Consider the following 12702-nt stretch of genomic DNA (forward strand, 5'->3'; position numbering starts at 1 on the left):
GGTGACGCTCCGGAGGTTGTTTTTGCGGGAGTCATGTCACGGACCTTTACGATCACGTGTCTCTAGAGTAGGTCTGCGCCACCATGATTTATAGAATAAAAGAGACAGAAAATTGAATTTTTTGGACGGATTGCGCACGTAGTAACTGTTTGAAAATCATGACAGCAGGCGGCTAACGAAGAGCTACAAACGTTTTTCCTGACGGCGTGACTGGCCTGGGCTACAAGCGAAATGCGTATGAAAGTCTCGGGCGAGATGAGCGGCATCGGAGAAACCGCAGTCAGCGGCAATATCGGCAATTGAGCTGTCGGTATGGTGGAGTAGCCAGTCTGCATAGCGCAGGCGCATGATTTTGAAGTAGCGCATAGGTGTGATTCCCAGTTCTTGACGAAAGAGTCGATCAAGCTGTCGGGGGCTTAAATTGATCCGCTTGGCCAGGTCACAAGCACTTAGACGGGTATTCAGCGATTGCTCCATGGTGAGTACGGCTACCCGGACTCTCTCATCGCGAATTTCATGGATGGCTTCAAAAAAGTGTGTTTGTGGAGAGTTGGACGTACGCATGCCGTTTAAGATCATGTGACGAACCGCCTGCTGGGCCTTCTCGGGGCCACATGTGCGATGAATCAGGTGCAGGGCCATATCCGTTGCACCTGACGAGCCTGCACAAGTGATTACCCTGGCGGATTCCAGAAATATTCGATCGGGAGTGGCGTCGATTTTGGGAAACTGTTGGCGAAAATCATTGATTACGTTCCAGTGCACACATACCCGTTGGCCTCTCAGCAGGCCTGCACGGGCAATAGCAAACGTGCCAGTACATACACCGACAAGTTTCACTCCTTTGCTATGCGCTTCCTTGAGATATTGACTCAGTGCCTGATCTTCGTGGGGATTGAGATAATTATTACCACCACAAACGGCAATATGAGTGAATTCACTCGGTTCACGATATGGTGTTTGTGGGTGGGCCTCCAAGCCGCAGCTGGAGGTGATTGGACCGGGGCCCATGATCTGCCAGCTACAGTGGATTTGTCGGCTTCGGCCACCCTTGTCGGCAGCCAAGCGCAATGAATCGATGAACCCTGCAAAGGCATTCATGGTAAATAGCGGGAGTAGGATAAATCCGACGCGCAGAGGCGGTTGATGGCCCAATGGCATAGGGGGGAGGCTCTTGATGGTGAGTAGGCACGACTCCTTAGAGTATGCCCTGAGCCAGCCTAAGGTGCCATGGCCGGACTTTACACATATCCATACGCATAGTAGTCATCGATAACGATCCCATTTGAACCCAAACAGGCGCCCCTAAATAGAGACGCCTGTTTGGTTAAAGCAATCTACTGCTCTCGGGTATCAGTGCTTCAATATCACATAAAACGCATGAATGATGCCCGGTATGAAGCCAAATAGCGTTAGAATAATATTCAGCCAGAAATGCCCTTTAAAACCGACCTCAAAAAATACGCCGAGCGGGGGAAGTATTACGGCAAAAATCATTTTGATTGGATCAGTCGCTGTAAACGCCATGAAGCCTCCTTTGCTTTCATTGGTGTAACTTGTACAAGTGTAGGCACGATCAACCTACTTTATCCATGCCTTGGCTAATTCCCTGTGACTAGCCGAGTAGGCAATCGTTCAATTCCGTCATTTATTTCCGCTCTACGCTGTTTGGGAGGGACTCCGTGTTCATCAAAGTGCCATTAAAAGTAACCACCACGTCTTTTTGTTTATTAAGTTGTCTTGGCGCTGGCCAGAGTTGGGCACAAGAGAGTCCGTCAACTGACAACACGCTGGCCACACTTCAAGTGACGGCGCCACGACTATCGCGAGAGCTTTACGCCACGCCCGCTGCGGTTTCAACGCTCGACCGTGAGGCGATTGCTCAGGGGCAGCAGCGCACACGGCTGGATGAGGCGTTAGTGCGCGTGCCTGGCATGTTTTTGCAAAACCGCGATAACTTTGCCCAAGGCCAGCGAATCTCCATTCGCGGCTTCGGCGCTCGGGCGCCGTTTGGCGTTCGCGGTATTACCGTGATGGTGGATGGCATTCCGTATACGTTACCCGATGGTCAGGCACAGTTAGATGCCATTGATCTGGACAGCGCTGAGCGCATCGAAGTTATCCGTGGGCCCTCTTCGGTACTTTACGGCAACGCGGCGGGTGGGGTAATTGATGTGACCACCGCCGATGGCCGCGATAACCCTGGCTCAAGCGTGCGAACCGAGGTGGGCAGTGATGGCTACCGTAAGGCGGTCGTACAAACCGGTGGAGCCCGGGGTGATTGGTCGCACCACGTCAGCTTCTCGGCACTCAATGTGGATGGTTATCGGGAGCAGAGCTCTACAGAGAAATACCTGCTGAATGCCAAACTGCGCCGAGAGTTAGGCAGTGATCGGGCGTTAACCGCGATTATCAACCTGCTTGAAAATCCCCGTTCCGAAGACCCTGGCGCGCTGAACGCGCGTGAAGTGGCCAGTGGCCGTGATCAAGCAGCGCCGAACTCATTGGCGTTGAATGCAGGACAGAACGTAGATCAGCAGCTTCTTGGCTTACAGTACGAAGATTTATCCGCCGGCCCTGGTGAGTTCTATTTAAAAGGCTTTGTTGCGCAGCGTGATTTTGAGCAGCAGCTACCCTACGTGGGCGATAGCCGTATCGGCTACCAGCGTGATTATCTGGGCGCGAGTGCTGAGTATCACCATGAAGTCAGCTTGGGCAGCCTGCCGCTGAGCTATATCACCGGTGTCGATGTGGCGCGTCAAGACGATGAGCGCTTTCGTAATGCGGTAAATGGCCAAGGTGTGGTCGGCGAGCAGTTGGCGGAAGAGACCCAGACGGCGACCTCCGCAGGAGTGTTTGCTCAGGGTGATTTAGCGCTGACCGAGCAGGTAACGCTCTCGCTTGGCGCGCGTTTTGATAGCGTTGAGTTAAAGGTAGACGACAGCTACCTGAGCGATGGCGACCAAAGCGGTGAGCAAACTTTCAATGAGTGGAGCGGTTCAGCGGGTCTTAGCTACCGCTATCGCCCCCAACATCAGGTTTATGTGAATACCGGTACGGCGTTTGAAACGCCGACGTTCTCAGAGTTTGCCAATCCATTGGGGGGCGGTTTCAACCCGTCCGTGTCGCCGCAAAAAGCCTGGAACCGTGAAGTTGGCGCGCGTGGCTATGTTGCACCGCTGGCCATGGACTACGATTTAACGCTGTTTTCGGTGCGCGTGCGTGACGAACTGGTGCCTTATGATGACGGCGGCCGCACCTTCTACCAAAACGCAGGCGACACCGACCGCGACGGCATTGAGCTGGCGCTAGGCTGGCAGCTCGCCGACCAATGGCGGTTGAATAGCGCTCTTACGCTGGCGAGCTATGAGTTTGATCAATTTGCTACACCAACTGAAAGCTTTGGCGGGAATCGCATTCCTGGGCTGCCCGAGCAAACCTGGGTCAATCAACTCACTTGGCAGGGTCTGGATGAGTGCTTTGCCACGCTGGAAACCCAGTACGTGGGCGATATGGTGGCGGACAACGCCAATGAGACAGAAGTCGATAGCTACTGGCTAGTGAACCTGCGGGTGGGTGATGGTTGGCGGTTGGGAAGCGATACACGGCTAAATGCGTATGTGGGCGTGCGCAATCTCTTAGATGAAGAGCACTACGCCAACGTGCGCTTGAACGGCACCTTTGGTCGCTTCTATGAACCTGCTCCGGGGCGCAGTGTGTATGGCGGTTTAGAAGTACGCTTTTAAGTCGAAATACTGCAAGTAAATAAAAACGGGCGGCGCTCATTCATTATTGCTGAGGCCGCCCGTTCTCGTGGGTGATAACGCTAAGTTAGCCGTTTACTCAGGCAGAGCGTAACCAATCACGTAATCGCCCATCTTGGTGCCAAAGGTGCCGTGTCCACCCGCCGTGACGACCACATACTGACGGCCATCCTGGCCGGTGTAGGTCATCGGCGTGGCTTGGCCACCTGCTGGCAGGCGCGCTTTATACAGCTCTTCGCCAGTAGTGATGTCGTAGCCGCGCAGGTACTGATCCAGCGTGCCGCTTAAGAACGACACCCCGCCAGCCGTCGTCAGCGGGCCGCCTAGTGCAGGAACGCCGACGTTCAAGCCAATCGGTAGATCAAACGGCATGCTGTCGCGTGTGGTGCCATTGCGGTGCTTCCACACCACCTCGTTACTTTGCAGATCGATACCGGCTACATCGCCCCAGGAGGGCGCTTGGCAGGGCAGGCCGAGCACTGAAAGCAGCGGGCCAAGCTCAACGGCATAAGGTGCGCCTTCATTGGCTTGTAAACCCTGTTCGCTGGCAGAGCCTTGGCCTTCTTCTACCTCTTCACGAGGAATTAACGTAGACACAAACGCCAGGTATTTAGCACCAGTGAAGAGCGCTTGGCGCTCGGGATCAACGGCCACACCACCCCAGTTCATTACACCGACATTACCTGGATAAACAATACTGCCTTCCAGCGAAGGTGGCGTGTATTGGCCCTCGTAGCGCAAAGAGTTGAACTGAATGCGGCACATCATTTGATCAAACGGTGAAGCGCCCCACATGTCGCGCTCGGTGAGCGGCGGTGGCAGCAGGTTAAGCGCTGAACGCGGCTGAGTCTCGGCGGTCCAGTCGCCTTCCACGGCGCCCTGAGGTGCAGGAACCTCTTCAATGGGCACAATCGGTTCACCGGTTTCACGGTTCAATACATATAGGCTGCCCTGCTTGGTCGGCTGAATAACCGCGGGCTGGGTGCCATCACTAGTGGCTAGGTCAATCAGTACCGGTTGCGCAGGTGAGTCCATATCCCATAGGTCGTGGTGTACGAACTGGTAAACCCACTCAACCTGACCATCTTCCAGGTTGAGTGCCACTAGACCCGCGCTGTAGGTTTCATCGTTCTCGGTGCGGTCAGCGCCATACTGGTCAGGCGTGGCGTTACCCATTGGCAGGTAAACCAGGCCTAGCTCTTCGTCAACGCTGATCGGTGCCCATACGTTGGGGGAGCCGCGGGTGTAGGTTTCGCCTTCTGGTAGCGGGTCGGTGTCGTCGGGATTACCGCTATCCCAGTTCCATACCAGCTCGCCGGTATGCACATCAAAGGCACGAATAACGCCTGAGGGCTCGTCAATGGAACTGTTGTCGGTGACGTGGCCACCCAGAATAACCAGATTTTCGGTTACCGTTGCAGGGGAGGTGGAGTAGTAACCGCCTGGTGAGAAATCGCCAATATTGTTGGTGAGATCAATTTCACCGTTATTGCCAAAGCTGGCGCACCGCTCACCCGTGTCGGCGTTCAGCGCAATCAAGCGTGCATCCGCCGTGGGCAGGTAGAGCCTGCGTGGGCACATGACGTCGGTCTCGCTGAGCATGGGTTGCTGCGGGGCGCCGTTTTCTTCTTCAACACCAAACAGCAGTGACAAGAAGGAGAGATCCAGACTGAAAATATCGCTGTCATCGAAGATATCAAAAGAGAGTGCCGTTGCACTGTTCGGGGCAGCGTCACTGTTCGTCACTTCTGTGCTATCGGTTGCAGAGTCATTAGTGTCAGTAGAATAGTTTGCGGCGTCATAGTAGGCGAGGCCGCGGCAGGTCATATGTGCCCAGCCAGAAAAGTCATCCGCCCCCATGGTGCTGATCTCGGGGTCAAATGCCCAGAGGGTTTCGCCGGTTTCAGGGGAGAGCGCCATCGCCCGGCTGTGAGAGGTACAGATATACAGGCTGTCATTCACTTTCAGCGGGGTATTTTGATTGGTGATCTCCGGGGGCGCATTGGGGCCCGCTTTGTCACCGGTTTGAATCCGCCATACCTCTTCAAGCTCGCCGATGTTTTCCGGCGTAATTTGAGCAAGGGAAGAGTAGTGGGTGCCTGCATTGGTGCCGCCATAGGCGGGCCAATCATCGCCCGCCACTTGGGCAGGGTTTACGCTATCGGTTGTTGATTGGTTGTTAGCGGCTAGCGACCCTTCGATAGTACCGGGATCGTTAAACTGGCTGGCAATGGCCACGATAACAGCGGCAGTAATGCTGCCAACAAGCGCCAGACTGCCGCCTTTTGAGTGTAGTGGCTTACGCCACCAGGGCAGGAGCAGCAGAATACCTATTAAACAGAGAATGGCAACGCGAGGCACTAACTGCCACCAGTCGAGACCAACCTCCCACAGAGCCCACACTAATGTGGCAAAAAGAATCAGCGCGTAGAGCCACAGAGCGGCGCCTTTGCGCAGGGCAAATAGAATGCCGCAAGCAATAATGCTAAGCCCGGCAATTAAGTAGTAGGCGCTGCCGCCTACGCTGACGAGCTTGCTGCCGCCAAAAGCAAGCACCAAGCCGATAATAAATAGTAGCAGGCCAACTATAATAGCTGGCCATTTACTGTGAGCGCGCGTGCTTTCTTCCATGAGATTTCCCCTAGTGAAACGTACTTAATACGTTAATGCATGCCGCTTAAACCCTAAATTCAAGCAATAAGTGCCAAGCGGCGAACCCGCAACGCGCTTTAACCCATCGGCGGCGCCGATGGGTTAAAACACACCGCTATGGTGGATGATTTTAATAATCAATTCGCTATTGGTCTAACGATTTGATGTTTTTTTCTAAGGCGGGTGCCCTACCGCCAGGGTAGTTGATGTCGCGGTAGGGTTAGCCAGAAGGCGTGAGGTTTATAGCTTGACCAGCATTTTACCGGTATTGCCGCCGTCAAACAGGGCCAGGAATGCATCGGGGGTGTTCTCCAGGCCTTCTTTCACTGTCTCTTTATATACCAGCTTACCTTCCGCTACTTGGGGGGCTACTTCGTTCAGGAAATAGGGGTAGCTAGCCCAATGGTCAGCCACAATAAAGCCCTGCATTTTGGCCTTGCGCACTACCAACTGAGAGAGATTGCTCGGGCCGGGGGTAGGCTCTTTTGCATTGTAGCTGTCGATCATGCCGCATACGGCAATCCGCGCACCTTCATTTAGCTGGTTCAATGCTGCTTCTAGGCAGATACCGCCGACGTTTTCGAAATACACATCAATGCCGTTGGGGCTGGCGAGCTTAATGGCGTCGCTTAACTCCTGTGCGGTACGGTCACGATAGCTAACCGGTTCAACGCCCAATGATTCAAGCCAGGCCAGCTTATTCGCAGCCCCGGCAATACCGACCACATGACAACCTTTGGCTTTGGCCAACTGCACTGCCAGGGAGCCTACGGCACCGCTAGCCGCGCTAACCAACACATTGTCACTCGGCTTGCATTCGGCAATCAGGTTGAGGCCAGTCCAGGCGGTCATGCCAGGCATACCGAGTACGCCCAGATAGGCTTGTTCGGGAACATCGATATCGGGTAGCGGCGTGACGCCCTGCGCAGGCAGTTGGGCAATATCCCGCCAACCGCCCATATGGCTCACTTTGTCGCCCACTTTTAAGCTTGAATCATTGGTCTCGATGACTTCGCCAATGGCGCCGCCTTCCATCGGTTTGCCGAGTTCAAACGGCTCCACATAGGTGCGAATGCCGCTCATGCGCCCCCTCATATAAGGGTCGACGGAAAGCCAGCGGTTGCGAATACGCACTTCGCCTTCGGCTAGGTCGGGTAGGGTTTGTGTTTCTAGCTTGAAGAGCGTGCGATCGGGCAGGCCTTTGGGATAATCGGTAAGCGTGTAAAATTGTGACTGCATGGATGTATCTCCTGCAAATACTTGGCGTGTATCGAACTCCTTGCAGCATAGAGACCATTAGCCTGCTTGCAAGTTCGTTAATGTATCGGAAAGTAGCCACATAAAGAAACAGGGTGACCATTGCTGGTCACCCTGTCTGTTGACTACTTTAAGATAACGATGCTTCGTGTGCTGTCGCATTGATTAGGCTAATGGGTATCACACAACAACCAAGGATGTGTTATCCGTTAATCCAACAGCGTTACCATCACTGGAGCTGTACCGCGGCGAATCATGCCAAGCTTCGCTGCCGCGCGTTTAGATAAATCAATAATGCGTCCTTGAATGAAAGGGCCACGATCATTGATCAGTACTTCTACCTCTTGCCCCGTGTCCGGGCGTGTCACCAACACCTTGGTGCCAAACGGCAAACTCGGGTGGGCGGCGGTCAACGCCTGCTGGTCAAAGGGCTCTCCACTGGCAGTGGTCGCTCCTTGAAAGCGGTCACTGTAAAAGGAGGCGACGCCTTCCTGCGTTTCTGTTTCATGTGCAAAAGCACTATTAGCAGCGCTACTTACCACTATCGCTGCCAAACAAATCGTTCGGATCAGTCGTTTTTCGGCTCCCATGGGAGTACCTCGGTTTTGCTTGTTGCGAATCCCGCACTCTTGATGAGGTGCCTGAATAGGCTTTTCGATACTACCCTTGTCGCAACGAGTCAGCAAGCTTTGAGAAGATCGATGCAAATAGGTTCAATTTCAAGATTTTTAAATCTCTGCTTATGTGGCCTTGGGTTTCAGTGACTTATCAACCCAGGTATGAAATGAATAGAGAAAGCACTTTGTGCAAAGCAACATTCTTCATGAAACGCTCACTTTAATTGAGTAAGCATCTTATAATCACTGACACTTATCTAATTAATGATTGTCATTGCGACTCAACAAGGAACCGCTCATGGCTAGATCTTCTTCGTTTACGTTTGTATTGGTGGCGATCGGTGGCGCAGCCGTTGGTTTTCTCGCTGCTCAAATTATTCCCTTACCGGGGCAAACCGCCGATGAAGCGCCTGCCGAAACTGCTGAGACAACTGATCAGCCGTCCGTTGCCGAGGCTATTGTTGGCCTTGAAAAGCTCACGCTTGATGAGCGCATGCGTGGCGAAATAACCTCGGCCAGCGAGCTGAACGGTAGCGATGGCAGCCGCTTCATGCGCTACGCCATCGCACTGGAAGAGGATGAGATTGTTGAGATTTCTCTCAACGGAGCCTTGCAAGGTGTTGTGGCGCTTTATGATGATCAGCTACAGCTGCTCGATAATGCCCCTATCGTTCGTCACCGTATAGAAGAGAGCGGCGACTATGTAGTGGTGGTTAGCGGTGCCGATGCCCACAGTTATGGCCCGTTTACCGTTGTCAGCCGAACCGTTGAGCTGACGGATGCCGACACAGTGGCAGTGGGCGAGCCCATCGATAGTTGGCTGCAAGGGGGTGCCCGTGAAATCACCTTGAACATAGAAGAGGCAGGCCTCTACCAACTGGAAATGCGCTCTGACGACTTCGATGCTTACCTGGAGATTGAAGGGCCGAACGGTTACGCCCGCGAAGACGACGACAGCGCCGGTGATTTAGACGCGCGCATCGCTGATTTCCTTGAGCCCGGTGAATATACGCTGACGGCACGTAGCGCCTACGATGATGGCAATGGCGTTTATACGCTTTCAGTAGAGCCTCACGAGTTACCGGGTGATGGTGAGCTGCGCAATGATGGCGCTCTGACGCCCGATGACTCTCTCAACGGCTGGTTTAGTGGCCAGGCGCTTAGTTACCAAGTAGAAGTAGAAGAAGCAGGCATGTACCAAATTGAGATGCGCTCCAGCGACATCGATTCCTACCTGGTGCTTGAAGGGCCTAACGGTTACTACCGCGAAGATGATGACAGTGCCGGCAACCTGGATGCTAGCATCGCTGATTTTCTTGCTCCCGGTGAGTATCAGTTAACGGCACGTACTGCCTATGGCGAGAGCAGTGGCATGTTTACGCTCTCCATGGCACCGCGTGATATGCCAGATGTCGATCTGCGTAATGAAGGTACGCTTACCCCTGGTGAAGCGCTTAACGGTTGGTATAGCGGTGAACCGCTGACGTATCAGTTGGAAGTAGAAGAGAGCTCGTTAGTGACGTTGGAAATGCGCTCTGACGATTTTGATACCTTTATTGAGATCAGTGGTCAGGGTTTTATCGCCAGCGATGACGACGGCGCGGGCGGTACCGACTCACGGCTTCAAGAGCAGTTGCTGCCCGGCACTTACACGGTAAGCGCACGCGGGTTTAGCGCTACCGGTAGCGGCTTATTTGAACTAAGCCTCGACATGGAGCCGACGGACATTCCCCCAGAGCTTTAATTGTTAGCGTTAATCGATAATACCCAGCGCCCCTGTTGCTTATCGTGATAGGGGCGTTGGTTTATTGGTCGATGGTGATGAGTAAATGGTGAGGCGTGAGGCGTAAATAGTTAGGCGTGAGGAGGTTAACGGCCAGCTTTGAGGCAGCCTACCACTACCAGCACGGTCGCGGCGGGTAGGCGCCAGTCGAGCACGCTCATGTTTGCTAGCACCAGCAGTAGGGCGGCTAGAATCGGCACGCCATACGCCAAGCTGCCCACAAGGCTCGCGTGCCCCCAGCGCAATGCTTTATCCCAGGCCACCATGGCTACTCCGTAAGGCCCCAAGCCCAGTGCGATGCCCGCGAGTAACGCTTCACCGCTGGGGAGGGCGAGGGTGCCTTCCAGTATTAAGCTGGCTGCCACGGCAATAGCGCAGGCAATCAGCAGTAGCCGCGGCAGCAGGGGTGTTAAGGCCACTGGTGCAGCTTGGCTTAACCATGAATAGATCGCCCAGCAGCAGGCGGCCAGCAGTGCTAGCGCGTAGCCCGTGGTGGCACCACCCAGCCCTCCACTGATGGTTTGAGGAACCAGCAGTAGCGAAGCGCCTGAAAACGCAATCAGAGCGCCGACCACCCCTGCGATGCGCAGGCGGCCAAAACGACTCCATTGGCTGAGTAGCACAAACAGCACGGGCCAAGTGTAGGTAATTAACGCTGCTTCGGCGGCGGGGGCTAGCCGCATACCAATAAAGTAGGTGCTGACGGCGCCAAAGATGAGCAGTGGGATACCCATCCAAACGCTGAGTTGCCAACCCGCGCCGCAGGCAGCGACATTAATACGGCGGCTTAATGGTAGCGTCGCCAATGATCCCGCTAACAGGGTAACGGCAGTTAACTGCAAGGGCGGTGTCGCTTTGGCAAACTCAGCCAGCAGCGGTGCCGAACTCCAAAGCATCACGGCCACCAGCGCCGCACCAACACTGTACCAACGTGGGAATAACGCAGGGGAGTGAACGGGATGCATAAGAGTTCTCCTTGATTTGAGCATGTACCGAGCAGCATACTCATCATCAATGCATCACAATATCGATCTTTTGTGATCGTTTTCATCAAGCTTGGTGATATATGCGTGCCCCCACGTTAGACCTAACCCTGCTACGCACCCTGGTGGCGATTGCGGACACTGGGAGTGTGACCGCAGCTGCTAAACGGTTGGCGTATACCCAGTCCACTGTGAGCATGCAGCTCCAGCGGTTAGAAGCGCAGCTCTCGCTCACGCTGCACGAGCGGGAAGGGCGGCGAATACGCTTTACCTCAGAAGGTGAACGCTTGCTTAACCACGCCCGACGGCTATTAGCACTTAACGATGACGCGTGGAGCGATATGCAGGCGCGCCAGGTGACAGGCGATCTTACTCTCGGCATTCCTGAAGATTACGCTTCGTTGCTGCCTTCGGTGTTTGCCTACTTTCATCAGCTCTACCCCGCTGTGGGGTTAAAGGTGATCTGCGGCACTAGCGCGCATCTCGTTGAGCAGGTTAAAGCTAAAGAGCTGGATCTCGCCCTGGTGACCCGGCAGCGCAACTCGCCGGGCGGCGATGTGATTCGCCGGGAACCGCTGTTGTGGGCAGTCGGTATGAACCAGCAGCCGCTGCTAAGCGACCCGTTGCCGTTGGCGCTCTACTCACCGGGGGCTGACGTATTCCGTGAAGTGGCCGAGCAGGCGCTGCAATCGGCGGGGCGCAGCTGGCGCGTGGCCTATACCAGCCAATCCATGGCGGGGCTGGCGCCAATTGTGACCGCTGGGCTGGCCATCGTGGTGGTGACTCGCAGCATGCTAACCCCTGCACTGAGACCGCTGGATGAGAGCAGTGGGCTGCCTGCGCTGCCGATGATTGAGTTGGCGCTGCACCGGGCGCCGCACCGACCTTCGGAGCCTGCGCGCCGTTTGGCAGAGTTAATACGCGATCAGCTGGCAGTGCCCGAACAAGCGTTATAAAGTGGCTTTTGAGACCAAGTAGAGCCTAGGTAGTGCTTAGCGTTGATGGCCGTGTAGTGCTTTAATCAGCGTAAGGGAGCGTTACTGACTAGAATGAAGAGCAAATGAATTGGCTGTTAGGAGCACTGCATGCACGAACTGGATCACTATATCTACCCGCATCGGGTGTTGCACTGGCTGGTGGCTGGCGCGGTGCTGCTCTCCTTGGCCAGCGGTTTAACGTTAGGCTTTTTGGGCTATGAACGCACCCTCGCTCTAGTCGGCAATATGTTGACGAACTTGCTGTATACCAGCCATAAGACGCTGGGTGTGCTGATCCTGTTGCTAATGACGCTACGTATTATTACCCGCCTGGCCTTTGTGGTGCCTGACCATGAACCGCCTCTAAATGCCTTCGAGAGGGTGGTGAGTACCAGCGTTCACCATTTGCTCTACTTGGCGTTGGTCGTTATGCCTTTATTGGGCTGGGCGGCTACCGCAAGCGGCGGCTTTCCCGTGGAGTTTTTCCACTGGCATTTACCCGGTTTGATTGGCGAGCGCGAGCAACTATCTGAGCAACTCTTTATGTGGCATGGGCGCCTGGGGTGGGCCATTTTAGGTTTGGTGGTACTGCACGTCGCCGGTGCCATGTTCCATTGGAAAATCAAACGCGATAACGTTATGAAACGTATGAGCCTGTTTGATTAATGA

10 protein-coding genes are annotated in these 12702 nt (G+C 54.5%); 4 read left to right on the plus strand and 6 right to left on the minus strand.

Going from position 1 to position 12702, the window contains the following annotated elements:
* Positions 1–183 precede the first annotated feature (183 nt).
* Together HALTITAN_RS08870 and HALTITAN_RS24790 are read right to left on the minus strand one after the other, a co-directional pair.
* Positions 184–1161, minus strand: a complete 978-nt coding sequence (locus HALTITAN_RS08870) for a GlxA family transcriptional regulator (RefSeq protein WP_035538928.1) — start codon at positions 1159–1161, stop codon at positions 184–186.
* Positions 1162–1353: 192 nt separating this feature from the next.
* Entirely contained in the window at positions 1354–1527 is a 174-nt protein-coding gene (locus HALTITAN_RS24790; protein ID WP_035538925.1) for a YqaE/Pmp3 family membrane protein, read from the minus strand.
* Between the two features lie 155 nt (positions 1528–1682).
* Here HALTITAN_RS24790 and HALTITAN_RS08880 point away from each other — a divergent pair, with 155 nt between their 5' ends.
* Complete coding sequence (locus tag HALTITAN_RS08880) at positions 1683–3746, plus strand: TonB-dependent receptor family protein (protein WP_009286886.1); 2064 nt, start codon at positions 1683–1685, stop codon at positions 3744–3746.
* Between the two features lie 93 nt (positions 3747–3839).
* On the opposite strand, the gene HALTITAN_RS08885 is transcribed toward HALTITAN_RS08880, so the two are convergent.
* The 3 genes from HALTITAN_RS08885 to HALTITAN_RS08895 all read right to left on the minus strand — a co-directional run bounded on the left by HALTITAN_RS08885 (position 3840) and on the right by HALTITAN_RS08895 (position 8263).
* A complete protein-coding gene (locus HALTITAN_RS08885) occupies positions 3840–6395 on the minus strand; it encodes a glucose/quinate/shikimate family membrane-bound PQQ-dependent dehydrogenase (RefSeq protein WP_009286887.1) in 2556 nt (851 codons plus the stop codon).
* Positions 6396–6656: 261 nt separating this feature from the next.
* Complete coding sequence (locus tag HALTITAN_RS08890) at positions 6657–7655, minus strand: NADP-dependent oxidoreductase (RefSeq protein WP_009286888.1); 999 nt, start codon at positions 7653–7655, stop codon at positions 6657–6659.
* Between the two features lie 227 nt (positions 7656–7882).
* On the minus strand, positions 7883–8263 hold the full coding sequence (locus tag HALTITAN_RS08895) for a septal ring lytic transglycosylase RlpA family protein (RefSeq protein ID WP_027957199.1): 381 nt from the start codon (positions 8261–8263) through the stop codon (positions 7883–7885).
* Between the two features lie 325 nt (positions 8264–8588).
* Between HALTITAN_RS08895 and HALTITAN_RS08900 the strand changes: the two genes are divergently transcribed.
* Positions 8589–10034: a hypothetical protein gene (locus HALTITAN_RS08900; protein ID WP_039858917.1), complete on the plus strand. Its 1446-nt coding sequence runs from the start codon at positions 8589–8591 to the stop codon at positions 10032–10034.
* 125 nt (positions 10035–10159) lie between these two features.
* Here the strand turns inward: HALTITAN_RS08900 and HALTITAN_RS08905 are convergent, their stop codons facing one another.
* A complete protein-coding gene (locus HALTITAN_RS08905) occupies positions 10160–11038 on the minus strand; it encodes a DMT family transporter (RefSeq protein ID WP_039858919.1) in 879 nt (292 codons plus the stop codon).
* Positions 11039–11139: 101 nt separating this feature from the next.
* Between HALTITAN_RS08905 and HALTITAN_RS08910 the strand changes: the two genes are divergently transcribed.
* Complete coding sequence (locus HALTITAN_RS08910) at positions 11140–12012, plus strand: LysR substrate-binding domain-containing protein (protein ID WP_009286891.1); 873 nt, start codon at positions 11140–11142, stop codon at positions 12010–12012.
* A 129-nt stretch (positions 12013–12141) separates the two neighbouring features.
* The gene (locus HALTITAN_RS08915) at positions 12142–12699 is read left to right on the plus strand and encodes a cytochrome b (protein ID WP_009286892.1); all 558 of its coding nucleotides are present in this window, start codon (positions 12142–12144) and stop codon (positions 12697–12699) included.
* The last annotated feature ends 3 nt before the right edge of the window (positions 12700–12702 follow it).

It is taken from the genome of Vreelandella titanicae BH1 (assembly GCF_000336575.1).
Classification (GTDB): Bacteria; Pseudomonadota; Gammaproteobacteria; order Pseudomonadales; family Halomonadaceae; genus Vreelandella; species Vreelandella titanicae.